Genomic DNA, 25,517 nt, shown 5'->3' on the forward strand with positions numbered 1-25,517 from the left:
ATGATACCAACAATAGCAATTAGTATGGGAGATCCCAACGGAATTGGGCCTGAAGTGACACTGAAATCTCTTCAGAGAACTGATCTCGGTAATTCAATCCCAGTGTGGATTGGCAGTCAAAATGTGTTTGAATACTATTCAGATAAATTTGATATCCAACTCCCCATAAAAAACTTTCAAAAGAGTGATACATTAGAATCCGGGTCCGTCTATCTGTTTGATATTTTTGAAAACTCCGATTTTGAAATCACATCCGGTAAGATTTCAAAAAAAGCGGGTAGTTTGGCGATGCAAGCTGTGGAAAAGGGAATTGAGCTATGCATGAATGGACAAGCGAATGCGCTCACAACCGCCTCCATATCAAAAGAAGCTATTCATATGGCGGGTTATAAGGTTCCTGGCCACACTGAATTTCTTGCAGAAAAAACCGGAACAGATGATGTTGTAATGGTACTGGCCAGTGATGATCTTCGGGTGGCTCTTGCAACAATTCACATTCCGCTGAAAGATGTCAACAGATCCATCCAGAAAAAGAAACTCAAAACGAATCTTCAAATTTTGTATAAAAGTTTACGTGAGGATTTTGGAATTGAAAATCCAAAAATTGGTGTACTGGGGTTGAACCCGCATGCCGGAGACGGCGGAGTTATTGGAACCGAGGAGATTGAACGAATCACTCCCGCCCTTGATGAACTTTCTGATGAAGAAATTTTAGTTGATGGCCCGTTTGCTGCGGATGGCTATTTCGGGAGTCAGCTCTATAAAATTTATGATGCCACTTTTGCTATGTACCACGACCAGGGATTGATTCCTTTTAAAGCACTCACGTTTGGTGAAGGTGTCAATTTTACTGCGGGCTTACCGATCATTCGTACATCACCCGATCACGGAACCGCCTTTGATATTGCCGGAAAAAATATTGCCGATGAGCAGTCGTTTCAATCAGCGTATGATTTGGCTGTTACAATGGCACAAAACCGAATTCGTAAATCGTAAATGGATCTAACATTGCAAGAAAAACCGACCTACTCCGTACTTGCCGATATTTATGATACTGTTATGTCGGATGTGGACTATGAAACCTGGGCTGATTATATCGATGAAATCATCCTGATGCATCAACCCACAGCCCGCTCAATTCTTGAACTGGCCTGCGGAACCGGCACGATTGCACTCTCACTCGAAGAACTGGATTGCTATAAAATAACAGCAACGGATGGATCGGAGGATATGATCAGAATTGCAAAGCGGAAAGCAGCTACTGTGAATTCCGAGATTGATTTTCATACAATGAATTTCCTTGATCTCTCTTTTGATGAATCGTTCGATGTGATCTACATGGTATTCGACAGCCTCAACTATCTTCACACGAAAGATGATATCATTCAGCTTCACGATGAGGTGAAAAATATTTTAAATCCCGGGGGTATTTTTGTGTATGATTTTACCACTCCCAGAAATTCACGCAAGGCCATTCGCTTTCTGGACAATGAATCCAAAGATATTAACGGAGAATATCGATATCACAGGAAGAGTTCATTTAATGCTAAAGAAAGGATTCATACGAACCGGTTCTATATCGAAAAAATTGACGGATCCAGCGGCGATATTATTGAAAAATTTAAGGAACAGCATCAACAAAAAATTTATACACTTAACGAGTTAAAGTCTGTTATTAAGGAAACTGATTTTGAGATTATTCAGGCGTACGATGGATTTGAGTTGAAACCGGCTCATCCAAAAAGCCTTAGAATTACAATGGTATTAAAATGAGCGGCAACGAAGTTATACAGATGATGAATGTATCGGTGGCCTACAACGGCACAACGGTACTTGGCGATATCGATTTCTCACTTGATGTTGGTGAGTTTTGTTATGTGATAGGAAAAACAGGAGCGGGAAAAAGTTCGTTTTTGAAACTGATATATAAAGATGTAAATCCTGTAAAAGGATTGGTTAAAGTAGCCGATTTTGATCTGTCAAATCTCCCGGACAAAAAAGTCCCCTATCTACGGAGAAGAATTGGAGTAGTATTCCAGGATTTCCAACTGCTGCCAGACCGAAATGTATTTGAGAATGTTGCATTTGCACTTCGGGTCACCGGCCAAAATAAACGGTTCATCAAACAACGAGTAATTGAAGTTTTGGGTTTAGTTGGGTTAAGTCATAAAAGAAAAGCGATGCCCAACGATCTTTCCGGCGGTGAAAAACAACGAGTTGTAATAGCAAGAGCGCTGGCAAATGAACCACGTCTTTTATTGGCCGACGAACCCACCGGGAATCTCGATCCCGAAGCCAGTGCTTCCATCATGGAGCTGCTTCATCAAATCAACAATCGCGGAATGAGTGTTTTGATGGTAACCCACGACTATGACGTAATTCGAAAATTCCCGAACCGTACCGTACAAATTGAAAATGGTGATTTACAGGATATTAACGTTCTGTAACTCTAACTTCTTCTTTTGAAATATTCAGATTAAATATATTTTTTCTCAGAGTTAACCGTAAATTTATTCATTCATCATGATTGATTTTCTATCGGGTCTCTTTTTGGATCTGCTTCTATTTGGCGGAATTATTCTTTTACTGATTAGCCCTTTCCAAAAATTCAAAGAGCACAGAAAATATTTGATTCCACTTGGACTTATATTTGTTGCCATTGGGATCGCCTTCATTGATTGGGGTGCCGTTCAAGCAGCATATTGGGAAGGTTATGATGCTGCTAACGGTGGACAAAGGTAAATTCTATTCTCTTTTAATATTAACAGGTTTGAGTATGTCTAAACCTGATCTGTTAACTGCATGTCAATAAAAATTGCAATAGATATGTAAATATGTTAATATGTATTCATGCGAACCACAATCGATTTACCGGATTCTATTTTAAAAAAAGCCAAAATGAAGGCTGTAAAAGACAATATTACGCTCAAAGAGCTGTTCATCCGAAGCCTGGAACATGAACTTGAGAGTTCCGGCAGTAGATCTGGTCTATCCAAGGCCCCCTGGAAAAAATTACAAGGGAAGGGTTCAGCCTCAGGTATTTCCCCTACTGATTCCGGCTTTGAAGGATATTCCGGTCCCGATTGGAACCACTCCATTCAGGTTAATGAACCTGATGAAGATTGATATTACTGGATACACATATCTGGCTTTGGTGGTTATTAGGGGATGGAAATTTATCCCCACAAGAAAGAGAGGCACTTGATAACAAAGCATCTGTCAAAGAACTTTGCATCTCATGGGTTACCATTTGGGAGACGGAAATGCTGGAGAGAAAACAACGAATTACACTTCAACCAAACTTTCAGACCTGGATTTATCAAGCAACGAATTCTTCATTTATGACAATTCTTCCCGTTGATGTTGAAGTTGTACTCACTCAGCGAAACTTACCGAAATCATTCCATGCCGATCCAGCTGACAGGCTCATCACTGCAACCTCCATCCTCTCGAAATACCCTCTTGCTACGCATGACGGGAGAATACTACAATCTGAAGCTTGTGAAATTTGGGCTGTTTAGGTAAGAAAAAGATGGTATGTCTTCTTGATAAGATTGAACTTTGAGTTATTCGCACAAGGTACAGTTTGACTATATTTTAACCTGAGTTCGGGATAAGAACGTTGAAAATGAAAGCCCCTCCTATGATTAGGAGGAGTTCGGGAAGGTAGAAAGTAGATTAAATCTTGAATTGAACTAAATTCTGTTTCAACCACCCCTAAATCCCCTCCTTGGAAAAGGAAGGGACTTTTCCATGCCAATTCTTAATATTCTTATTACAAGTTCACGTTATTTTAAGGCTTATTCAAACATACCATGTTTAGAATTCACTCAGAACCAAATCACAAAACCGAAAAACCATCGTCCCTTTTCCTTCGGGTGATGGATATTCTTTCTCTTCGATCTCTCCTTTTTTAAACAGAACCGGTTCAGAAAAAATAGGACCGTCAAACACGAACGTATGAAACTCGCCATTCTCTCCACAGGGATCAGTATCATCCTTAATATCCTTTAATATCTCATTTGAATACAACTCTCCGGCATATTCAGAAACCGCCTTATTTTTATCAACACAGACTAAAACAGCTTTAAATCCTTCTTCAATAAATGATTTTGCAAGCTGATTGGTATCCTCACCCCAGATCGGAAAAATTGGTTTTATTCCGATTTTATCGAGCTGTTTCTCCCTGTATTCTTTCAAATCCTCAAGAAAAATATCTCCAAAGGCACAGTGAGTGAATCCTTCATTTAACAAGATATTCATCTTCTCTTTCATGATAGAATCGTACTCATTCATCGATGGATTTTCAGGAAGCCTCAAGTATGTAATTGGAATACCGAGAATCTCAGCTTGCCTCTCAATCAATTCCAAGCGAACTCCATGCATCGACACACGATTGGTGGATTCATTCACAGAAACCAGCAGTCGATCTACAGAAAACTGATCACCTTTCAGCAATCTTTGAAGAGTAATCGCACTGTCTTTGCCACCACTCCAGCTTAGGACAGTTTTGTGTTTTTGAGCGTCTGAATTCAAACTATATACTCTAAACAAGTTAAAGATCCGCGAAGTCTTTGGAGACTTCGCGGATCTGGTCATTTACAACGCAAACCGAACTCCTGCCCTTGCGTGAATTCCCATCGTGTTGTATCCGTACACTTCAGTGAAACCAGAATTAAACAGATTTCGAACAGTCCCGAATACCGTTAATGATTGATCGAAAACTTCATATTCAGCGTATAAATTAGCAAGTATGTAAGAATCCAAAGCCACTTCTTCGGGAGCGTAATTATTTGCAGGATTAAAGAACAGATCGGTTCGTTCGGTTGAAAATTCTCCGTCTGCTTTCACCATAAAACTGTTTGAAATTCGATACGAAGCGTTCAGTCCGAAATTGTGTTTTGGTAACCGTATCAATCCTCTCGAGGACTGTTTATTACCGGAATCATCAAGTGTAATTGTCTTACCATCCAGGTAATTGTAGAAACTTCCAAGTGTAATACTCTTCCCAGCAAACCAGTTTATCTGAATTTCCACTCCCCGTGTCTCTTCTCTGTCTCGGTTAATATAACCGGCCGATCCGAAGGCGATCAGATTATCAATCTTACGGTCAAAAAAGTGAGATTCAATTTTTAGATTTTGATTCAGCAGGTAGCTCTCAAATCCTATCTGGATACTTCTGCTCTCTTCTGGTTCCAGATCCGCATTAGCACCAAATTGGCCAAAAAGCTGGTCTAAAGTGGGTGCTTTGAACCCGGTTCCAAAAGATCCAAAGAGTTTAAGATTCTCCGATATTTGATAGGATGGCGAGAAACTGTAGGTAGAATTCGTGCCATACTCAGAGTGAATATTCATACGAAAACCCGCTTCTGCGCGAAGTCCGTTTCCGGCATCGAACAACAATGTACTGTAAGGACTTGTAAATGAAGCAGAGACTTCAGAAAGTTCGTTCTCTTCATCCGCCGGTAGTACCCCTTCTTGCCAATTCAAACCGGCCATGATATTTACAGACTGATTCAACTCATAATTTAGAAATGTATCAAAATTATGAAATGAGCCTTCTAACAACGTCTCCCCAAATTCCGATAAAAATTCACGTTCCGTTTTAGTAAACTGATAAGCAGAATTGAGTTGAAAATCTCCCATCTCCGCTAAAACCTGTACTCCCGGATTCCACATATTCGTATAAAATGTGTTTGGTGCGTCCGTAAATGCGTCAGCATCATAGTCACCTTCAAAAACAGAGTACTTCAGAAAAGGTTTGATGGTGATTTCCTTCACAGGCCGAACGGAGATATTTCCATAAAATGAATCTTTTTGATACCCGTCATTTTCAAATGATTCTGAACCTTCCGGGGTAGTAGCTGCACTGATTCCATCACTCGACTTTCTGCTGTAACCGATTGAATAGTTCAACCGATCTTGAACCGATCCACTGACATCCGCTGATCCTCTGAACGAATTATAGGCACCATATTCTATTGTTCCGTTTGGTTGAAATGTACCCCTGGCTTTTTCCTTTGTGATGATATTAATCACACCGGCAAGCGCATCTGAACCATATAAGGTAGATTGATTTCCTTTCAGTACTTCAATTCGTTCCACGTTATGCAGTGGCAGCAGCCGCAAGTCAATGGCACCGCCAATTCCGGAAGGATCGTTTACGGCAATACCATCCAGTAAAATCAGTGTGTAAGATGAACTGGCTCCCTGCAGGAAAAGGTCTTGATTGTTAGCGGGTGATCCCATCGAATTGTTTACCCGAATTCCGCTGTGCTGATGTAAAAGTTGTGCTACATTAATTCCGGAACTCTGCTCGATTTCCTTTCTGTTAATAATTAAAACCGGGCGTGATGTTTCACGGGCCGACACCGAGAGTTTGGAAGCTTGTACAACAATTTCGTCGAACTGAAGAGTTGTATCGGCAGGTTGAGAAGTGGTTTGTGCTTGTAATGATGAGGCACACAAAAAAGCCCCGACTATGAGTATTATGAATTGTTTGCTCATGGTTTTCTATTGAATTTAAAATTAAACCGATGAGCTTCCGATGAAAAAAGGGTAGGGATATATAGAATCCGGATATAGTGATTCTCTATTCCCGGCTCTTCCTCCGAAAGCCTGAATAATGATTAGCAAACAGGCAGGTCTTCTGACTTACTCATTGCCGGCTGCCTTCCCGTCCGAATTTTAGGACAGTGGCATGCAGAGCCAACAAAAAAATGAGTTTACAGCTACGGGGATAGTTCCGGATTCCCCATCCTTCGCATAAAACTATGGAGGACAGGCCACCGGATTCCCTTTTCAACCCGATCATAAATCGGGTACCTGTTGCTATTTTCATGGTAAGCTGATTTTTGCCAGAAGTCAACATCACTTTTCGATCATTTTCTCTTTAATTTTCGTTGATATAGTAGTCATCATTGAATAATAAGTGATCCGGTGAGTACTTTGACCAATGATTACTATTTACGCTTTCTTACTCATCGGATGAATCCCTCATTTTTTAAAACGAATAGAAGGAATTATGAATCAAAAGGAACAGGCTGTTCAGTTTTTTAAATCAATCTTGAAAAATGTAAATCCGAGAGAGTTTCTCCCGGATATTGTTAATTGGGATCCTGAAAACAGAAAGCTCAACATTTATGATGAAAGTTTTATTCTTGATGAAGATCAAAAAATATATGTGATTGGCACCGGGAAAGCCTCTCCAACCATGGCCATCGCCATGGAAAAGATTTTGGGTTCGGATCTTGAAGATGGATTTATCATTGCCCCGCCTGATACTGAGGCTGAACCATCAAAAATTGAGATGATGGAGGGTTCTCACCCCCTGCCGGATGAGAATAGTGAAAAAGCCACAGAAAGATTAATCTCTTTGATCAAAGAGATTCCAAATGATTCGATTGTGATTAATCTTCTTTCAGGGGGAACATCGGCTTTGCTTTGTAAACCGGCTGAAGATTTAAGTATTGAAGGTTTTCAAAAAACGTATAAAATTCTGCTTGACTCTGGAGCAGACATCCATGAGGTGAATACCGTTCGAAAAGCTCTTTCTGAAGTGAAGGGCGGGCGATTACTTTCTTTTTTTAATGACGTCTTACTGATAGATCTGGTCATTTCGGATGTACCGAATGATGATCTTGCATCTATTGGAAGCGGGCCGACCACACCCCAGGAAATTTCTTACGACAAAGCGTTCAAGGTCCTCAAAAAATATATGATCTGGAATGATCTGCCCCATGAAGTGAAAAATCACTTGGCGGATAAAATGGATGAAGAGAGCCAAAAAAGCGGCTCATTTAAAACTAAAGATCTCCCAACCCATCAAACATGGATCGTTTCATCGGCTTCCAAAGTTGCTCAAAAAACAACCTCCATGCTCGAAGAAAAAGGTTATCAAACAACGTTGATTAATCCGGCATGGACTGGGTTGGTCGATGATTTTGAAGACCATATCATGGATCATCTTCAAAATTTATTAGAAACCGAATCAGAAAAGAAAGCAGTGGTTTTTTACGGTGAGAGCACTGTAAAAGTCACCGGAGATGGCCTCGGTGGCCGAAACCAGGAAATTGCCCTCCGGATAGCAAGGCGACTCAAAGATTTCGACCATCAGATGCTCTTCTTAAGCGCCGGAACGGATGGAATCGACGGGCCCACGGATGTAGCCGGTGCGGTGGTTGACCAAAATACATATGAAGAGGCTGTTTCAGACGGAATCAATCCCGATGATTTTATAGAGAATAATGACAGTTATCATTTCTTTGAGAAGGTTGGCGGACACATCAAAACCGGCCCAACGGGAAATAACGTGATGGATATTCAGCTCGTCTTGATTGAAGAATGATTTTGAAAGACATTGTTTTTTTCGAGTCAATTTACGATTGCTAAACATGTAGAAACTTTAGCATGCATCTACATTACTAAATGGTAAGAGAAATACAATGTCTCATTTACGACAGCGCATCCAAAGAATTCAATAACTCTTGCGGACTGTAAACCGGCAGGGTACAATTTTTGAAATCTTTCTGATTTCGAGTCAATATTCCATCCAAACCGCTGTGTATTGCCACTTGGTGAAGAACCGAATCTTCATAGTCTGTAAATTTTCCGGTAATTGCATCTTCCAGTACAGCCCTATTGACTGGTGCAATGTGAAATACTTTGAGAATATTTTTCAAATGCTTGTCGGCTGATTTTTTGGATAGCCCCTTTTGAAGTAAATAATAGAGAGTAGTAACCGTGGTGCCACTGAGCCATCCTTCAATAACATTTCTTTCGGCAATTGCTACTGATGTAAACGAAGAATCATAAAAAGGTTCTCTTTCAAGAAATACATCCAGCAAAATATTTGTATCAAACAGTATTTTCACTTCAAATATTTCTCTTCGAGATGAGTTTTATAATCGTCTTCATTCAGATCACTCTTTTTCAAGATGCCGGAAAGTGAAGAACTAATTGGAGAGATTTTCTTTTCTCTTTTTGATGTAGATTTTTGAGACTTAATCATTGCAAAATAATCTGCCACAAGCTGAGAAACAGAGGTCCCCTTCTCATTAGCATATTTTTTTGCCTCTTTGATGAGATCTTTCTCTAACCGTAATGTGAGTTTATTCTTCATGACTGAATATTTTGTACGTATATAATATATCTAAATATACGTCTTAAGAATAAAAAATGGAAGTTCATAAAAGGCATTATATTTTTTCAATACGGCAATAAGTTCAAAAATGATTGATGTTCCATCGGCTTTACGACTTTTCTAACCGGTAAGAAAAATACAATGTCTCATTCAACAAAGGGATAAATTGAACCTTCACCCTTCCGTAATAATTCGTAGTTTTACACACTTCAGAAGTCAATAGAAAGCTACACATATTTCATGCAAAAATTTACGCTACAGCCGGAGTCCTCAAAACCAACATCGCCGCCTGATTTTCTTAAAGATTTAAATGAACAACAGAGACGGGCAGCATCGCACACTCATGGTCCGCTGCTGATTGTGGCAGGTGCCGGAAGCGGAAAAACAAGAGTACTCACTTACCGGATTGCATACTTATTGCAACAGCACCATGCTCTGCCTAATCAAATCCTGGCACTTACCTTTACCAATAAGGCTGCACGTGAAATGCAGGAACGGATTCAGAATTTGATTGGCGATAAAGCGAAGGGCTTATGGATGGGAACCTTTCACTCCATCTTCTCTAAAATTCTCCGGTTTGAGGCGGAAAAAATCGGCTTTTCTTCCAACTTTTCAATCTATGATACGAGTGATTCACAGAATGCTATCAAACTGATTTTAAAAGAGTTAAATTATGATCCGAGAGAGATCAAACCAAAAACCATTCACCGGAAAATCAGTGATGCCAAAAATCAACTAATTCTACCGGGTGCTTATCAATCACAGTTTGTTCACAGTACCCTTGATGATATCACTGCTAAAATTTACGAGATCTATCAAATACGACTGAAACAAGCGAATGCAATGGATTTTGACGATCTGCTAATCCGTCCCGTACAACTTTTCCAGGAGCACCCGGATGTTTTAGAAAAATACCAGGATCGGTTTAAACATATTTTGATTGATGAATACCAGGATACGAATCATGCCCAGTATAAAGTCACGAAATTGCTGGCGCAGAAATATCAAAATATTTGCGTGGTGGGAGATGATGCACAAAGTATTTATTCCTTTCGCGGTGCGGATATTGCAAATATCCTGAATTTTAAAAATGACTATGAAGATGCCGTTGAAGTACCGCTTGAGCAGAATTACAGGTCAACTAAATATATTTTGCAATGTGCTGATTCCATCATCAAACAGAATGAACAACAGATTGAAAAAACACTCTGGACAGATAATGATGAAGGTGATACGGTAACTCTCCTAAAAAATTTCGATGAACGGGATGAAGCTAATAGAGTTGTAAATCATATCAACAACCTCAAGCTTCGTTATGGATACCAAAACAACGATTTTGCTATTCTGTATCGAACCAATTACCAAAGCAGGATTTTTGAAGAGTCTTTGAGGCGAAAGGGAATTACGTATCAGCTGGTGGGCGGCCTGTCATTCTATCAAAGAAAGGAGATTAAAGATGTTCTGTCTTATTTAACGCTGCTTGTAAATCCCGAGGATGAACAGGCTCTTTTACGCATCATCAATGAGCCAAGCCGTGGTATCGGGAATAAAACCATGAATGATATCCTGAAAAAAGCAAGAAAGGAAGGAAGAAAAATCTGGAATATCATTCAAAATGTTGAAGAAGCAGATCTCTATAAACCAGCAAAGGCCAAAATTGGTGAATTTGTTGAGATGATTAACAACCTCAGGAAAGAGCTTGAATCAGGTGCATCCATTTTAGATGTAACAAAGAAAATGCTCGAACAGAGCGGGTATATGAAAGCTTTGGTTGAAGAGAACAGTGCTAAATCTTTAACGCGTCGCGATAACGTTTTGGAACTCCAAAACGCAATTGCCTATTTCCAAAAAAATAACAGCAATCCAAATCTTGCGTCATTCCTCCAGGAGATCAGCCTTATTACGGATACAGATAAATATGATGAAGATAAACCTGCCGTCACACTGATGACAGTCCACGCCTCAAAGGGACTGGAATTTCCTGCTGTCTTTATTGTTGGACTCGAAGAAAACTTATTTCCAATGGGGCCACGTGATGGCGAAGAAGCAAACATCGAAGAGGAACGACGTCTATTTTATGTAGCAATCACACGAGCAGAAAAACACCTGTTTTTTAGTTACAGTAAAATGAGATATCGGTATGGAGAGGAACAGCGGCAAGCTCGGTCCCGGTTCCTTGATGAAGTTGACCCGGGAATTGTTCGAACGGAATCCGGCTCAACGATCAAGCAAAAGAATCGAGATAACTCCTCATCTTCGAAAGATTCGTCTTCTTACGACCAAAAAATTGAATATGACTGGAAGCAGCCGCTTCATTCAAAAAATTCTAAATCTTCAACCAATGATTACCAATATGAATACGATGATGATCCATTTCAGACGGGAACTCATGTAATGCATCCTACGTTTGGTCCCGGTAAAATTATTCGTCGCAGCGGAACAGGAAAAGACTCAAGAGTTGTTGTATTTTTCAAAAACAGGGGGCAAAAAACCCTGATGCTTCGCGCTGCTAAGTTACAAGTCCTCAATCAATAGGATTTCTGAGTGACGATCCTGAAAAAAAAGTACGCTTTACTAATTCTTCTAACGCTATTTGTGTGTGTGATTCCAAAAATATCGCATTCACAAATTTCTCTGACAACCGAGAATATGGCTCTCGGCGGTGGAGGTACAGCCTACTTAACCGGATTTGAATCACTGTTTGTAAACCCGGCAAATCTTTACATACAGGAAAAAAATTACCGGTTCCAGATCTCCCTTCTCCAGGGCGGACTTTATCATGATACAATACTCCCCGTTCCCAATTACACAGACCGATGGAATCATTTCCAGGATCATACCGGTTTTTTTGATCAACAGACTCCTCTCCCGGATTTAAGCCCAAACGACTACGATACTCTTCTCGATCGGAATTACCCGAGAAATAATACGACCCGGGAATTTTTATCAGAAACCGATTTTTATTGGTTTGGCCTGAAATGGGTACGGCCGGAACGAAGCTATGCTCTGTCTTTTCGAACGAGATACGCTACCCGGTACGAACTCGGACGCGGTTTTTTTTCGATGAGTCCTGTGGACAGGAATGATAATATGATTCTTGATCGGTCCTTTTCTCAAAAATCGCAGGTGTTGCATGAACTATCATTTGGCTATGCTGAATCATTTACGTTTTTGAATGGGCTTATGCCTCAGCTTTCCGAATTCATCATCGGCATTGCACCTAAAGTTGTACTCTCCGGTGCTTCGCTGGACGCCAATTTTACGAACAGTTATGTTATGGATGCGGGTTCTTCAAACTGGATTCATCATGCGGAATATAGTCAGCAAACTTCGGGAGTATTGTCAACCTATGGGCAATCGTTTTTTAACTCCGGCAGTCTTCCCTCCCAATCAGATCATACATTCCGGGATTTACTGCAACCTGCCGGTATTGGTTTTGGGCTGGACATCGGTGTAACCTACCTGATAACATTTGGAGATGATCTTTCAATTCTCCGACAGCAAAATGAACCCACAGAAAAATCTCTGCGAATTGGATTATCCATAACCGATTTAGGAGCTGTTTATCAGTACAAATCACCTTTCCAGTATTCGTCGCAATCTGTAAATCGTACAACGTCTGAAATTGGATCAATTTCTGATACCGGCTTTACGGGAGCACCCAACGAGCATTATTTTTTCCTCTCTCAGGTCAGTGAATTCAGAAATTTATCAGAAGCTTCTCAAAATAATGGTTCATACGAGATGCTTCTGCCAACTTCCATACAAGCGGGAGCTCTGTTTCAATATCAACAGATAAAATTGATGGGAGATCTCAGTTATTCATTATCGCAAACGCCTTTTAGCCACTCAGGATTGGCCAGTTATATAGGCATTGAACTGCGACCTTTGCCCTTTTTGCCTATTCGTGGTGGCACCCGTTTTGCCCGTAAAATGTCTGGTTATTACAGCTTTGGAACAGGGTTGGAAACAAAATACTTCGACCTGAATTTGTCTGTACTACTAAAGAGCCTGAATGCAGCACCTACAACAGAAATTTTAGGAATGTCTTTCTTAGGACTTAAATTCTATTTACAATAGTGCAACCTGTCCAACTGTCATAAAAATATGAACCACTCACAAATTGGCAGAACCCTTTGATAACTTCTGACGTTCTGGTACTAATAACATATTTGGCTCTCATTTTGCCGATTTACGTGCAAAGTCTAAAAACATAAATTTACTAACATTATATGTTCGAACAACGAAATAGATTTCAGACGGCATTTGAAGATAAAAATGAAGGTTTCGATGATTTTGAACAGGCTATTCCTCTGATGAGTGAAGAAGAGGAAAAGAAACTGACTGAATCAGAAATACCGGATGCTCTTCCAATTCTGCCTCTTAAAAATACTGTTTTATTTCCCGGTGTAGTCGTCCCAATTACTGTAGGGCGAGACCGGTCCCTGGCCCTTGTGAAAGAGGCGTATGAAAATGACAAGACGATTGGTGTTGTAGCCCAAAAAGATGAATCCGTTGAAGACCCTGATCCACAAGATCTCTATAAACTGGGAACTGTTGCGCAGATTCTTAAACTGATTAAGATGCCCGATGGCAGCAAGAGTATTGTAATCCAGGGGAAAAGCACATTTGAAATTGAGCAATTCACACAATCAGATCCATTTTTTAAGGCTGATGTGAAGCCGGTAAAACAGAATATGGATCTTAGCGGTATTGAACGGGATGCTTCTATGCGTTCGGTAAAAGAGACCGCGTCCAAGATTGTAAACTTGTCTCCCAATATTCCGTCTGAGGCTTCAATTGCCATCAATAACATCTCCAGCCCAACATTTTTATTGAACTTCATCTCTTCAAATCTGCAGGTATCTCTTGCTGAAAAACAGGACCTGCTGGAGATCACAGATTTTTCTGAAAGACTCGATAAAGTGATGGAGCACCTGAACAAAGAGCTGCAGGTCTTGAATTTAAGCGAAGAGATTCGTTCAAAAGTAAAAACAGATATCGATGATCAACAGCGGGATTTTTATCTTCGCCAGCAGATGAAAGCGATCCAGGAAGCGTTGGGTGAAGACAGTGAACAACAAGATGTTACCCAACTCCGCAATCGCCTTGAGGCCAAAAAAAACATACCTGATGAAGTTGTAGAAGAGGCAGAAAAAGAGATTCAACGTCTCGAAATGACGCCAAATTCATCTCCCAATTATGGAATTATTCACAGTTATGTTGAGTGGATACTGGATCTTCCCTGGGGTGATTATTCCGATGACAAACTGGATCTTAAACGAGCCAAGAAAATTCTCGATGAAGATCACTATGGACTTGAAAAAGTTAAAAAGCGAATCATCGAATACCTGGCTGTACTGAAGCTAAAAGAAGATATGAAAGCGCCCATTCTCTGCTTCTATGGCCCTCCAGGTGTTGGTAAAACATCATTAGGTAAATCCATTGCGCGTGCTATGGATCGGGAATTTGAACGATTTAGCCTTGGCGGTATTCATGATGAGGCGGAAATTCGGGGTCACCGGCGCACCTATATTGGCGCACTTCCGGGCCGAATTCTTCGTGCCATGAAGAAAGCCGGAAAAGGAAATCCGGTGATGATGCTGGATGAGATCGACAAAGTTGGTTCCGATTTTCGGGGTGATCCAACCTCTGCCCTGCTTGAAGTTCTTGACCCTGAGCAAAATGATTCGTTCACAGACAACTATCTTGAATTGGAATATGATCTCTCGAAGGTGATGTTCATTGCCACGGCTAACTCTCTCGATACTATTCCTGCACCTCTCAGAGACAGGATGGAGATCATCAATATCAGCGGATATACGCAGGAAGAAAAAATTGAAATTGCGCGGAAATACCTGATCCCGAAGCAGATCGAAGAAAATGGTTTGACCAAAGATCGAATAAAAATTTCCAAGGCAGCCATCAACAGGATTATTGATGAATACACTCGCGAGTCAGGTGTACGAAACCTGGAACGGCGAATTGGTGCCGTATGCCGTAATGTGGCAGCACAAATTGCCAGAGAAGATATTGAAAAAAAGAGTGTTGGCGTAAACGACATAGAGGATATTCTCGGTAAACAGAAATTTTTCTCTGAGGTTGCTGAACGTACGACCGTACCCGGTGTGGCTACCGGCCTTGCATGGACACCTTACGGTGGCGATATACTCTTTATAGAGGCAAGCGTTAGCAAAGGCAGCGGTAAACTTCACATAACGGGTCAACTTGGTGATGTGATGAAAGAATCTGCCATGCTTGCACTCTCTTATTTAAAAGCTCACTCCGGGAGATTGAATATTCCTGAAGATGCTTTTAAATACTGGGATCTCCATATTCACGTGCCGAAAGGTGCGGTTCCTAAAGACGGACCATCTGCCGGTGTATCGATTTTTTCTGCTATTTCATCCATTTTTACGCAGCGGAAAGTAAAAGGTACTCTGGCTATGACCGGGGAGATCACACTACGCGGATTGGTACTTCCAGTCGGCGGTATCAAAGAGAAAGTGCTGGCGGCCAAGCGGTCTGGCATAGAAAAAGTGCTTCTGCCAAAGAAAAATGAGAAAGATGTCGATGAAATAGAATCTGAAGTTCTCGGCGATCTGGAGATTCAATATCTCGAGCGTATGGATCCACTGCTTGATATTGTGTTGGATGACGAACCTGTTTCAGATCCGCATGAGCGTTTCAAAGTTTCAGAAAAACATAAATCTCAAAACGGATCTGCCGGAAAAACGAAAGACACCAGTACAGAAAGCCTGGTGATGGAATAACCACTATCAGATCAAACAATGAATGAAAAGCCCCGATTTACGGGGCTTTTTTTATTTAAAATCAAAATGGTACGTTTAGGTTCTGAAGCTTAATAATTACACTGAAAAATCACTTGAAAGAAGGACGAATCATACAATCAACCGGAAAGTGGTATAAAATTGCCTCAAACGGTGATACCATAGAAGCAAGATTGCCGGGAAAATTTCGCCTTGATGCGAAAGAGGTCACAAATCCAATTGCAGTAGGCGACTACGTGGAATTTGAAATTGAGAATGATGGAACGGGAAGCATACGTGAAATAAAGGAGAGAAAAAATTATGTGCCCCGACAAGCAACTCACGGGCGCAGGGGTGAACAGATACTTGTCTCAAATATAGACCGGGCCTGGGTTGTGCAAAGCATCAGGCATCCAAAACTAAACACCGGTTTCATTGACCGTTTCCTTGTAACGTGCGAAGCTTACGAGGTGCCGGCCGGAATCATTATCAATAAAAATGACCTCGCCAATGTAAAAGACTCTCGTATGATTGAAGATAAAACGCAATTATATGAAAAACTTGGCTATAAAACGGCGGTAACATCCATTCATGATGAATCATCTCTCCAGGATCTTTCAGAACAGATAAAAGACCAAACCTCTGTTTTCATTGGACCTTCCGGGGTTGGCAAAACAAGTTTGCTGAATGCCATCGATCCTGAAATTAATCTGAAAGTAAACGAAATATCCTCTTACTCTAACAAGGGTAAACATACCACTACTTTCGCTAAACTCGTTGCACTGGAATCCGGAGGATTTATTGTTGACACACCCGGTATTCGGGAATTTGGAATTGTTAACATCGATAAGAGTGAGCTGTCTCTTTATTTTCCGGAGATGGCAGAACCAAGAGAACATTGCAAATACTATAATTGCACTCACTATCATGAACCGAAATGCGGAGTCGTTGAAGCATTTGAACAGGGTGAAATCGATCCCGACAGATACAATTCTTATCTAAACATTTTGGAAACACTTCCTGATTACTAAGCTATACCATATTGTTGCCGAGATCTCCAAAACAATTTTTCTGAACTTATGAAGTGGAATTTATCATCCTTTACTTATCTGAAACCGATAAATTTTCACCGCTACTGTTTTTTTCTTTTGCTGTTCTTTGTAGTTACTACACCAACATACTCTCAAGTTAGCAATGCCGGTGAAATATTTCGGTCCGGCACCGATGGCACAATTTTCTTTAGGGCTTCCCGGAGCTGCACAGGTAACACTCCGGTATTCTCCTGAAGTGGTTATCGACAATGACTATACACTACGGGTATTTGGAATTGGCGGTCTGGTTGGATTAAATCAACTTTTTTTTGATGACCAACTTCCTATTGATATATCGCTCCAGGCCGGTATCATGGACTTAAGCGGATATGCCAATTTAAACGTTTTGCCACCCGATGATGAGCAGATGGAAAACCAGTTTCCGGATTCACACTGGGATGGTCAGGCCATTAACCTTGATACGAATACATTTACTGCAAATGTAATAATTGGAAAAAAATTATCTTTTCTATCCCTGTTTGGCGGTGTTGGATATCAATATGCATCCACAAATATTACCTCAGAGGGTCGCTACCCATTTGTTGTCCCTGTTGAAGATGAAAGAAGTGCCAGTAGTACAACTCATGAGGTTCAAAGCATTAACGTGCCAGTTAATATCACTTTAGATGGGGCTAACAAGATGCATGGCGTTGCAGGCCTGCAATTAAATTTGGAAATATTATCTATATCGGCAAGTTATACAGTTGCCGAATATTCTACAGTAAAAGCAGGCATTGGAATCATGATCAGATCCTGATAGCCTTAGCCGATTTAATTGACCGGCTTTTTTTGATCCTGTTGCAGCATATAGAGTTGCCACAAATCAGCATTGTTCAATTTCAGCAACGGCTGGATAGCAAGCTTACCCGTTTTACCAATATTCTCTTCAAGATATTTCAGCTCTTCAAACTGTGCTTTTATTTCGGGATCTGGCGGGAGATCAAAATCGTTTTCTTTCATAATTAAAATTCCCTTTGCCTTAACAGACAACTCCAGGTAAACCCGCAGGTAACAAATAATATCCCCCACAATTTCAGCTGAAAATTTATTTTCTATCGACTTTAAATAAGTGCCAATTCGAGACTCAGAAATATTTCCTGCCATCAGCAATCGAAGCATCTCCATATCACTATCCAAACCCGTGCCAAGCCACACACGTGTGTTTTTTTCGCTCTTCTTGAAAATGAAATAAAGCAAAGGCGGAAGGATAATCAGAATTAAAAGGGTAACGGTTACCGGAGGCAAAAGGAATTGGTTAAACAGGCCATGAATAAACACAGCTGCCAAAAACCCGGGCAGATAAGTGAATAGATCCGGCCACTCTTTTCGGTCTGAAATATCTTTGATGAGTATCGCGGCAATTGCTGTAGTTCCGCCATGCATCACCGCTGTACCAAATCCGCGAACAAACCAGGTTAAGAGCCCCGCATTCGATAGGGCATTCAAATAGTAGATGTTTTCGATAATGGCAAAACCTGTGCCTACAGCAAATCCAAATATTGTTGCATCCACCGCAAACCCAACTTTTTTGGATTGAATCAAATAAACAACAAACAGAATTTTAAAGAACTCTTCAGATATCGGTGCAACAAATCTGGAATAGATGGATGATTCCATGCCAAGCCAAACAATAAGGTTATAGTTTGCAAATATGGTGATAAGTGCAGAAAATGCCCCCACAACAATTGCAACCACAGTTTGACGAAACGACACAAGTTTAAAACTGTCAATCACCCGCATAAAAATGAGAAACATCAGGATAGGCAGAAAGGCGATTGCTATTTCAAGTACTTCGTAGATATGTTTTGATCTATTACAGGTTAAATATTATCTCATCAACCGTAGTGATATCATCCATTCATCCCCGCGAGATCCGGTATCATAATTCCAGGCTGATCCATAACCCACCGAGAGTGTTGACTCAAGAATAGAAAACATCACCATACGAATATCTAATTGTGCTCCAACATTATAATATCTGCCTCTGAATAATTCATCATCAATATTGGTGACCAAACCGGTAGAGAAAAAGTTAAGCTGCGCCCAGTTTGCGTATAAGTTTAAAAACCCCGCCCTCTTAAATCGTATGGGAGGCGTTGCCCATTCAGCCATCAACTTGGCAAAATTTGTAGCTGGAATAGCATTCAGTTCTGCACCCGGAAATGAGTAAAAGCGACGGTACTGTCTGCTGTTTTGATTGTCGACCCAATTGTTTCCAAATCCGCCAAAATAGAAATTACCAAGAGGTTCCTCCCTTGGAGAAAACGAGATACCTGCTGAAGATCTCAGCCAAAGCGATGAGTGATTAATTGGCAGTTCAAACCCTGCATCAAAATTTTGATTGATACGGGGAAATAGTTTTCCATCTCCATAATTGTTTGAACTGGTCAGCTCCCACTCAAATCCCTTCTCATAATCCACAGCACCCAACGAATTTTGCAGTGCCTGGTACGATACTGAACTATTCAGTGCCACAAATTCGCTGAAAGATGTAGTAATATTTTGGAAATCGGGTAAGCGCTCCATTCCTCCATAATAGGCCGAGGCGATGTCGAAATGCACTGTTTTTTCCACATCTTTATAAAGTTCGGTATTGTATCCCATCCCCACTGAGTAACCTTTTCGGCTGCGTTTTGTGGGACCAAAAAGATCATAAAAATCTGCACCGTTATAATTTCCAAAAAAACGCCAGGATGGGGTTTCGTACAGAAATGAAGCATGAAAATGTTCATCTTCCGCCAATCCCGAATGAGGGGAATATGAACCCGTTATTGCTAAATCGTGCAGTCGCAGATTATCTGTAAAGTTAAACCGGAGTCCGCCGGCCACATAATCTTTAAACCCCTGAACAATGGGATACGCAGAAACCAATGACAGATTCCCAATTGAAGAATAGTCAGATCGACCGGTAATTAAAGCTTCTGTATCCATGCGGTCTGAATCCGGAGGAGGAAGCATCCAATCAATGACTTCAGGGTGATTTTCGACAATTTCCTGTCCTAAAAAATGTATAGAACTAACGTTGCTTACCGGCTCATTCTTGATCTTAACGGGTAAAAAACCGGTTCCTGTATATTCAAATGCGATCAGCGTATCCTCTGAAACCGGAATTGGTTTGAAGTAGCCGGTCTCTACATTTGTAAGCCATCGAATCTCTTCACTCTCTATATTGTACCGAACAATATTAGAGACCCCGCTGTAGTAGGTTGACCCAAAAAGGTATTTACCATCACCTGAGAATTGAAAATTGGACGGGGAACTGACCTGAAAATCAAAGAGTTCTCTCGGCTCAAACGTACCGGCTCTCAATGAATCTGTATGGAGCATTACAAGCCGCTGATCTCCGCTTACATTTCCAAGTGCTGCACTCATCCACTTTCCATCCGGTGAGAGATCGATATCAAAAATATCTTCGCCATAAGGCATGGAATAAATTCTATTCCATTGATCATAAGGAGGAGGAATTCGCACGATCGATGCAATTCCATTCAGATGGCGTACGCCCCACAATGATTTATCATTTTCGTTGAGTACAAGGTCTCCTGTACGAACATCTTCCATCAACATTTCAGAGTTGCCGGTATGTACATTTACGGAGTAAAGATCGCGCCACTCGTTATTGTCGTTAGTGTAAAACAGAGTTGCGGAATCCGGATCGTATGCAAGCGAGCTTACAAAATAGAGCGCCGAACCACGGATATCAGTTATCCGGTTCATCTCCCCTGTATTGGGATTTAATGAGGTAAGATGTGAAACTCTGCCCGGCAGATCTACAGCCATGTAGATACGGTCGTTCACCTCATCGTAAATACCGCTGGAAACTCCGCCAAGTGGCCGCGGTGTAAGAACTTCTCGTTCTGTTATGGGATTTTGTCGAATTCTTTCCAGGTTTTGTTGTTGCCATCTGTTTTCCCACTCAACCCAATTCGACCATTCATTATCAAGAGAAGTGCCATATATATTTTTGAACTGACGGGCGTAAAACGCTTTGCTGTCATTGGACCGGCTTACCCAATCGAGCAGAGACTGCGGACCATACTGAAGCGACAGATAGCTCATAAAACGAGTTCCATACATATACGAGTTTGCACCAACCTGGAAATCGGCGGTTGTGCCTTCCGATTCAAGTCCAACAGCATCATAAATGTAAGATGAATCCCGTACCATCGTCCGAAACATCATTTCGTCGTAGGCTCCCATTACCCGGCCAATTCCGCCAGACATCCAGGTTGTCATGTATTCTGCAATTCCCTCGTGATACCATCTCGGCGCAAAAATTCTTGGAGCTGTTAAATACGTATAAAACATCGACACAGGATTATCGCGGCTTGGATAAACTTTTCCGGCAAACAATGTTCGAAAAAATTGATCCGAATTATTGGGTTTATCCTGGGCTATAATGTGAACCAGCTCATGATTCATCAAAACATTGATACGTTCATTTGCGGGATTTGTCTCATAAGCATAACTGTAGGGCGCAATTCCCATTAGAATAATATTATTAGGAACGGCGGATGCTCCCCCATTTGCAAAATCACCATAATCGGACATGATGACACTTACCGGTTCAGAAAGATTGTAATTGAATTTTTCTTTGTGAAATCGAAGAGAGTTAGTATAGCTGCGAACAGTGTGATTGAGCAGGTATTGATGCCCAAAATTGTAGTAGATGAGATTGAGATCTTCTGTTTCAACGGTCTTAAACTGCCCTGTTGCCCTGGCTTGTAATACAAGTACAATAAAACATCCACTAATAAATATAATTAACAACTGTTTTAGTATATGCCCCATTGTGTACAGGTTTAATCGTGCCTGTTGAATTTTTTCGCCAAGTAAATTTAGCCCTAAAAACTTTTGGTTATTTTTACACAAATACAAATAAAAAAAGAAAAATGCCTCATTTCACTGAGACATTTTTGTCTTTTTGCTCAACTATATTTTTGAATTTTCTTTTAGGCGGCCGACTCCTCAACAAGCCGGCCGATAAAAAAGCAGATCTTTTTAATTAAGATCGGGGCTTGCCAGCAGTTGATGAAAGTCTGGGCTGGCCAGTAATTGATTGAAATCTGGACTTGCAAGTAACTGATTGAAGGCAGGACTCGCCAACAGTTGATTAAAATCTGGACTTGCAAGTAATTGGTTAAAGTCTTGATTTGCCATTAACTGAGCAAAATCGGGACTTGCCATAAGTTGACTAAAATCCGGGCTGGCCACTAATTGATTGAAGGCCGGGCTGGCTACCAACTGGTTAAAATCCGGACTCGCCATCAGCTGGGCAAAATCGGAACTTGCCATTAATTGACTGAAATCCGGGCTGGCCACCAACTGTTGGAAGGCCGGACTTGCTACCAACTGGTTAAAATCCGGGCTCGCCATCAGCTGAGCAAAATCGGAGCTTGCCATCAGTTGATTAAATGATGAACTGGCAAGCAGTTGATTAAATTCAGCACTGGCAATCAACTGGTTAAACGCCGAACTTTCCATCAACTGATTAAAATCAGAACTGGCCATCAATTGATTAAACTCCGCACTTGCTGTTAACTGATTAAAATCAGAACTGGCAATTAATTGTTGAAAATCCGAATTGGCAACCAACTGGTTAAAATCAGAGCTGGCCATTAATTGTGTAAAGTCTGCACTGGCAACCAATTGTTGAAAATTGGAGTTTGCCATTAACTGATTGAAATCTGCAGTTGCAAAAAGTTGATTAAAGTCAGAACTGGCCATTAACTGAGTGAAGTCAGAATTTGCAATCAACTGGTTAAATTCAGCAGTTGCAAAAAGTTGATTAAAATCAGGGCTGGCAAGTAATTGATTGAAGGCAGAGTTAGCCATCAATTGATAAAATTCAGGACTTGCAAAAAGCTGATTAAAATCAGGGCTTGCCATCAATTGTGAGAAGGTTTCGTTTTTGGCAATCGCCTGTAATTCGCCCGTTTCTACTAAGCGCTGAAAATCATCACTTTGTAATATTTGCTGTGTTTCCTCGCTGTCAAGATCTACATCGGCTTCTGTAATTTGTGTCCCCCTGTAGCGTTCTGCCTGTTCAACTCCATCTGTTCCGATTGTACCGGAAACATCACTTTGTTGTGGTTGTTGGAAATCTGTAGTAACAAAAACTACAATTACAACTGCGGCTGCGGCTGCAAGAATTGCGGCTGTCTTACCCGAAAATAATTTTGAATCAGGCATATGTTCCTCCTTTTTGATTTTGTGGATTTTATTCTGTTGTACGTCCTTAGTTTCAGATTTTTTAGCTATTTCCTCTTTAATATGCATTGAAAGTCCGTCAGGAAGCTCAATTTCTTTCTTTAACTCATCCATTTTCTTTGCCATCTCCTGTAGATCATTGTATAGTGAACGAGCTTCTTCGTTTTCTTCAAGGATTGATTGAACTCTTCGGCTATCCCCGGGTGAATTTTCACCGTCGATTTCAGCCTGGATTAATTTTACAATCTGATTGTCCATCGCTTTCAGTCTTTAAATTGAATTCTCTTCGTTGCCCAAGAGACGACCATTCTGTCTTTTACTTTAAGTACACACCAATCCTGAAAAAGTTGGTGAGTTTTTTAAATTATTTTGAAAAGTGTATTTGAAGCGATTCAACGATTTTAACAGAGTCGTTCTCGCAGTTTCATTCGGGCTCCATACAAACGTGATTTTACTTTTTTCTCTTCAATATCCAACACTTCAGCAATCTCTTTATAACTGAGTTCCTCAAAGTGCCTCAAATATATTACAGAGCTGAATTTTTGATCTAACGATTCTATCGCTTCGTAAAGTTGACGGTTTTCCTCTTTTCTGATGACTATGCCAACCGGAGTTTCTCCATCTGTTTCATTGGGAGAAATTCTCTCTGTTTCTGTTACCCCTCTCATTTTATTCAAAGCCTCGTTCATTATAATCCGATAGAGCCAACTATAAAATTTATAGTCTGAATTATAAGACTTCAACTTCTCCCAGGATTTTATGAACCCGTTTTGTGTTACATCTTTAGCAGCTTCAGGATCTTTTACAACAGATAGAGCGGTCCTGTACATGGTCAGTTGATATCGATCAACCAACTCATCAAATGCCCCGTTATTTCCTTCCAGACACTGTGTTACAAGTTCTTTATCACTCGCCCCAACCATGAAGAGCTATTTCTTTAAATTAAAATTGACCCCTAAACATTATTTTTAAACCACTCAAAGGAAAATTGAATAATCTTTTTAATTATTCAATGGTAAAAATCTGATCAAGTCGTGTAAATTTAAATACATCCCTTACGTGGTCATTCATATTCTTCAATCTAACTGTATGTCCGTTTTTTTCCAGTCGTTTATATGTATTCACGAGAATACTTAATCCCATACTTGAAATATAATCCAGATCCGACATATCAATCGTAACCGTTTCTTCACTTTTTGAAAGATGATTAGCTGCTTTTTCAGCCTGACTTGCATCCAAACGGCCTTTAAATTTTAGCTCATTGGCACTTTTCTTTTCGATAGTCAACATTCTAAATCCTCAAACATTTTTAATTATCGTAATTTTTGAGATCCCATTTTGGTGTTCAAATTTCACTTCATCCATCAATTGTTTTACAAGAAAAATACCCAAACCACCCGATCTCTTCTTTTTAATATAATCATCAAAATCGATCTTGGTTGTTTTAGTCAAATCAAAGGGGTGCTCTTCATGATCCGTCAGACATGTTAATATCTGACCGTTAACACTTTCAATAGATATTTCTATGGCCTGACTTGAACCGGAATTGTGCCGAACCATATTTGTAAAAATCTCTTCAACCGAAAGCTCAATATCATGTAAAAGCCTCTCACCCAGATGAAATTTTTCCCCGTTTCCTTCCAGGAAATTGAAAATATTTTCCAGTTCCTTAATACTTCTGCTAAATTTTTTTTTGTTTTCCATTAATTGAGCAAATAATTGTTTAAAGAACCATCTATCTCAATTTAATTGCCAATATAATAGAAAAATTATACCATTTTACTCTTTTAATTTATTATGTTTGTTTTTCCAGGTTCTACTTCAATTATTATTTGAAAATCTATTATTAGCTTTTAATAATATTAATTGTAGTTTTTATTCATAATCCAATGAAATCCAAATAAGGAAACCATGAATTACAGTATAAACGAAAAGTACAACTGCGTAGTTATCAATTTAAAAGGCAGAGTTATGGGCGGGCCAGATGCCGAAACATTTTCAAATGAAATTCACAAACTTATTGACGAGGGTAAGAAGCAGATTATAATCAATTTGGAGGATGTTAAATTTATGAACTCTTCCGGTTTAGGAATTCTAATTGGAGGACTCAATACTGTGCGAAAAAATGATGGAGATATAAAACTGTGCAATGCAGATAAACGAATTTCAAGTTTATTGATGGTCTCCCAGTTGAACACAGTATTCGACCACTATACCAGCCTGGATGAGGCACTTGAAGCCTACAACGACTAATGCAATCATCTAAATTGATTGTTAAGATTTCTACAAGACTCATCGGGGGAA

23 protein-coding genes and 1 riboswitch are annotated in these 25,517 nt (G+C 40.3%); of the genes, 13 read left to right on the plus strand and 10 right to left on the minus strand.

The features are described from left to right. The 6 genes from pdxA (at position 1) to U5K72_12155 (ending at position 3,521) form a co-directional block, all read left to right on the plus strand. Positions 1-996 carry a 4-hydroxythreonine-4-phosphate dehydrogenase PdxA gene (gene pdxA / locus U5K72_12130; protein ID MDZ7719556.1) on the plus strand — a complete coding sequence of 332 codons (996 nt, stop codon included), beginning with the start codon at positions 1-3 and terminating at the stop codon, positions 994-996. Further along, positions 997-1,773 (plus strand): class I SAM-dependent methyltransferase, encoded by a 777-nt coding sequence (locus U5K72_12135; protein ID MDZ7719557.1) that lies wholly within the window; start codon positions 997-999, stop codon positions 1,771-1,773. After that, positions 1,770-2,447 (plus strand): cell division ATP-binding protein FtsE, encoded by a 678-nt coding sequence (gene ftsE, locus U5K72_12140; GenBank protein ID MDZ7719558.1) that lies wholly within the window; start codon positions 1,770-1,772, stop codon positions 2,445-2,447. The genes U5K72_12135 and ftsE overlap by 4 nt, the downstream gene beginning before the upstream one ends. Positions 2,448-2,523: 76 nt before the next feature. Next, positions 2,524-2,742, plus strand: a complete 219-nt coding sequence (locus U5K72_12145; protein MDZ7719559.1) for a hypothetical protein — start codon at positions 2,524-2,526, stop codon at positions 2,740-2,742. Between the two features lie 108 nt (positions 2,743-2,850). Next, positions 2,851-3,126, plus strand: coding sequence for a hypothetical protein (locus tag U5K72_12150; GenBank protein ID MDZ7719560.1), 276 nt, complete (start codon positions 2,851-2,853; stop codon positions 3,124-3,126). Then, on the plus strand, positions 3,123-3,521 hold the full coding sequence (locus U5K72_12155; protein MDZ7719561.1) for a type II toxin-antitoxin system VapC family toxin: 399 nt from the start codon (positions 3,123-3,125) through the stop codon (positions 3,519-3,521). Before U5K72_12150 ends, U5K72_12155 begins: the two co-directional genes overlap by 4 nt. A gap of 298 nt (positions 3,522-3,819) precedes the next feature. Here the strand turns inward: U5K72_12155 and U5K72_12160 are convergent, their stop codons facing one another. Further along, positions 3,820-4,536: an ATP-binding protein gene (locus U5K72_12160; GenBank protein ID MDZ7719562.1), complete on the minus strand. Its 717-nt coding sequence runs from the start codon at positions 4,534-4,536 to the stop codon at positions 3,820-3,822. 63 nt (positions 4,537-4,599) lie between these two features. Further along, positions 4,600-6,507: a TonB-dependent receptor gene (locus U5K72_12165; protein ID MDZ7719563.1), complete on the minus strand. Its 1,908-nt coding sequence runs from the start codon at positions 6,505-6,507 to the stop codon at positions 4,600-4,602. Between the two features lie 114 nt (positions 6,508-6,621). Then, a riboswitch (cobalamin riboswitch) is annotated at positions 6,622-6,844 on the minus strand. A gap of 180 nt (positions 6,845-7,024) precedes the next feature. Between U5K72_12165 and U5K72_12170 the strand changes: the two genes are divergently transcribed. Beyond that, the gene (locus U5K72_12170; protein MDZ7719564.1) at positions 7,025-8,347 is read left to right on the plus strand and encodes a DUF4147 domain-containing protein; all 1,323 of its coding nucleotides are present in this window, start codon (positions 7,025-7,027) and stop codon (positions 8,345-8,347) included. 106 nt (positions 8,348-8,453) lie between these two features. Here the strand turns inward: U5K72_12170 and U5K72_12175 are convergent, their stop codons facing one another. After that, positions 8,454-8,873 (minus strand): PIN domain-containing protein, encoded by a 420-nt coding sequence (locus tag U5K72_12175; GenBank protein ID MDZ7719565.1) that lies wholly within the window; start codon positions 8,871-8,873, stop codon positions 8,454-8,456. After that, positions 8,870-9,121, minus strand: a complete 252-nt coding sequence (locus tag U5K72_12180) for a DUF6364 family protein (GenBank protein ID MDZ7719566.1) — start codon at positions 9,119-9,121, stop codon at positions 8,870-8,872. The genes U5K72_12175 and U5K72_12180 overlap by 4 nt, the downstream gene beginning before the upstream one ends. A gap of 261 nt (positions 9,122-9,382) precedes the next feature. Here U5K72_12180 and U5K72_12185 point away from each other — a divergent pair, with 261 nt between their 5' ends. From U5K72_12185 to U5K72_12205, 5 genes are all read left to right on the plus strand, one after another. After that, a complete protein-coding gene (locus U5K72_12185) occupies positions 9,383-11,677 on the plus strand; it encodes a UvrD-helicase domain-containing protein (GenBank protein ID MDZ7719567.1) in 2,295 nt (764 codons plus the stop codon). A 9-nt stretch (positions 11,678-11,686) separates the two neighbouring features. Beyond that, positions 11,687-13,222 carry a DUF5723 family protein gene (locus U5K72_12190; GenBank protein ID MDZ7719568.1) on the plus strand — a complete coding sequence of 512 codons (1,536 nt, stop codon included), beginning with the start codon at positions 11,687-11,689 and terminating at the stop codon, positions 13,220-13,222. Between the two features lie 152 nt (positions 13,223-13,374). After that, complete coding sequence (lon, locus tag U5K72_12195; protein MDZ7719569.1) at positions 13,375-15,915, plus strand: endopeptidase La; 2,541 nt, start codon at positions 13,375-13,377, stop codon at positions 15,913-15,915. 113 nt (positions 15,916-16,028) lie between these two features. Then, entirely contained in the window at positions 16,029-16,943 is a 915-nt protein-coding gene (gene rsgA, locus U5K72_12200) for a ribosome small subunit-dependent GTPase A (GenBank protein ID MDZ7719570.1), read from the plus strand. 193 nt (positions 16,944-17,136) lie between these two features. Next, complete coding sequence (locus U5K72_12205) at positions 17,137-17,760, plus strand: DUF6588 family protein (GenBank protein MDZ7719571.1); 624 nt, start codon at positions 17,137-17,139, stop codon at positions 17,758-17,760. Positions 17,761-17,774: 14 nt separating this feature from the next. Here the strand turns inward: U5K72_12205 and U5K72_12210 are convergent, their stop codons facing one another. From U5K72_12210 to U5K72_12235, 6 genes are all read right to left on the minus strand, one after another. Next, positions 17,775-18,758 (minus strand): PrsW family glutamic-type intramembrane protease, encoded by a 984-nt coding sequence (locus tag U5K72_12210; protein ID MDZ7719572.1) that lies wholly within the window; start codon positions 18,756-18,758, stop codon positions 17,775-17,777. A gap of 72 nt (positions 18,759-18,830) precedes the next feature. Continuing rightward, the gene (locus U5K72_12215; GenBank protein ID MDZ7719573.1) at positions 18,831-21,794 is read right to left on the minus strand and encodes a hypothetical protein; all 2,964 of its coding nucleotides are present in this window, start codon (positions 21,792-21,794) and stop codon (positions 18,831-18,833) included. Positions 21,795-22,004: 210 nt separating this feature from the next. After that, entirely contained in the window at positions 22,005-23,471 is a 1,467-nt protein-coding gene (locus U5K72_12220) for a hypothetical protein (protein MDZ7719574.1), read from the minus strand. Between the two features lie 143 nt (positions 23,472-23,614). Then, positions 23,615-24,136: a sigma-70 family RNA polymerase sigma factor gene (locus U5K72_12225; protein ID MDZ7719575.1), complete on the minus strand. Its 522-nt coding sequence runs from the start codon at positions 24,134-24,136 to the stop codon at positions 23,615-23,617. Positions 24,137-24,218: 82 nt separating this feature from the next. Next, positions 24,219-24,503 (minus strand): STAS domain-containing protein, encoded by a 285-nt coding sequence (locus tag U5K72_12230; GenBank protein ID MDZ7719576.1) that lies wholly within the window; start codon positions 24,501-24,503, stop codon positions 24,219-24,221. 9 nt (positions 24,504-24,512) lie between these two features. Beyond that, positions 24,513-24,917 carry an ATP-binding protein gene (locus tag U5K72_12235; protein MDZ7719577.1) on the minus strand — a complete coding sequence of 135 codons (405 nt, stop codon included), beginning with the start codon at positions 24,915-24,917 and terminating at the stop codon, positions 24,513-24,515. A 207-nt stretch (positions 24,918-25,124) separates the two neighbouring features. Between U5K72_12235 and U5K72_12240 the strand changes: the two genes are divergently transcribed. Continuing rightward, complete coding sequence (locus U5K72_12240; GenBank protein MDZ7719578.1) at positions 25,125-25,466, plus strand: STAS domain-containing protein; 342 nt, start codon at positions 25,125-25,127, stop codon at positions 25,464-25,466. Positions 25,467-25,517 lie beyond the last annotated feature (51 nt).

The sequence above is a fragment of the Balneolaceae bacterium genome, assembly GCA_034521495.1.
In the GTDB taxonomy this organism is placed as follows: domain Bacteria; phylum Bacteroidota; class Rhodothermia; order Balneolales; family Balneolaceae; genus Rhodohalobacter.

Excerpts from the sequence above, each read along its gene's own strand:
- U5K72_12145 (MDZ7719559.1), top strand. The coding sequence starts at position 2,524 with ATGATTGATTTTCTATCGGGTCTCTTTTTGGATCTGCTTCTATTTGGC.
- U5K72_12240 (MDZ7719578.1), top strand. The coding sequence starts at position 25,125 with ATGAATTACAGTATAAACGAAAAGTACAACTGCGTAGTTATCAATTTA.
- U5K72_12205 (MDZ7719571.1), top strand. The coding sequence starts at position 17,137 with ATGGCACAATTTTCTTTAGGGCTTCCCGGAGCTGCACAGGTAACACTC.
- ftsE (MDZ7719558.1), top strand. The coding sequence starts at position 1,770 with ATGAGCGGCAACGAAGTTATACAGATGATGAATGTATCGGTGGCCTAC.
- U5K72_12215 (MDZ7719573.1), bottom strand. The coding sequence starts at position 21,794 with ATGGGGCATATACTAAAACAGTTGTTAATTATATTTATTAGTGGATGT.
- U5K72_12135 (MDZ7719557.1), top strand. The coding sequence starts at position 997 with ATGGATCTAACATTGCAAGAAAAACCGACCTACTCCGTACTTGCCGAT.
- U5K72_12210 (MDZ7719572.1), bottom strand. The coding sequence starts at position 18,758 with ATGTTTCTCATTTTTATGCGGGTGATTGACAGTTTTAAACTTGTGTCG.
- U5K72_12185 (MDZ7719567.1), top strand. The coding sequence starts at position 9,383 with ATGCAAAAATTTACGCTACAGCCGGAGTCCTCAAAACCAACATCGCCG.
- U5K72_12150 (MDZ7719560.1), top strand. The coding sequence starts at position 2,851 with ATGCGAACCACAATCGATTTACCGGATTCTATTTTAAAAAAAGCCAAA.
- U5K72_12180 (MDZ7719566.1), bottom strand. The coding sequence starts at position 9,121 with ATGAAGAATAAACTCACATTACGGTTAGAGAAAGATCTCATCAAAGAG.
- U5K72_12170 (MDZ7719564.1), top strand. The coding sequence starts at position 7,025 with ATGAATCAAAAGGAACAGGCTGTTCAGTTTTTTAAATCAATCTTGAAA.
- U5K72_12230 (MDZ7719576.1), bottom strand. The coding sequence starts at position 24,503 with ATGTTGACTATCGAAAAGAAAAGTGCCAATGAGCTAAAATTTAAAGGC.
- U5K72_12220 (MDZ7719574.1), bottom strand. The coding sequence starts at position 23,471 with ATGGACAATCAGATTGTAAAATTAATCCAGGCTGAAATCGACGGTGAA.
- U5K72_12235 (MDZ7719577.1), bottom strand. The coding sequence starts at position 24,917 with ATGGAAAACAAAAAAAAATTTAGCAGAAGTATTAAGGAACTGGAAAAT.
- lon (MDZ7719569.1), top strand. The coding sequence starts at position 13,375 with ATGTTCGAACAACGAAATAGATTTCAGACGGCATTTGAAGATAAAAAT.
- U5K72_12165 (MDZ7719563.1), bottom strand. The coding sequence starts at position 6,507 with ATGAGCAAACAATTCATAATACTCATAGTCGGGGCTTTTTTGTGTGCC.
- pdxA (MDZ7719556.1), top strand. The coding sequence starts at position 1 with ATGATACCAACAATAGCAATTAGTATGGGAGATCCCAACGGAATTGGG.
- U5K72_12225 (MDZ7719575.1), bottom strand. The coding sequence starts at position 24,136 with ATGGTTGGGGCGAGTGATAAAGAACTTGTAACACAGTGTCTGGAAGGA.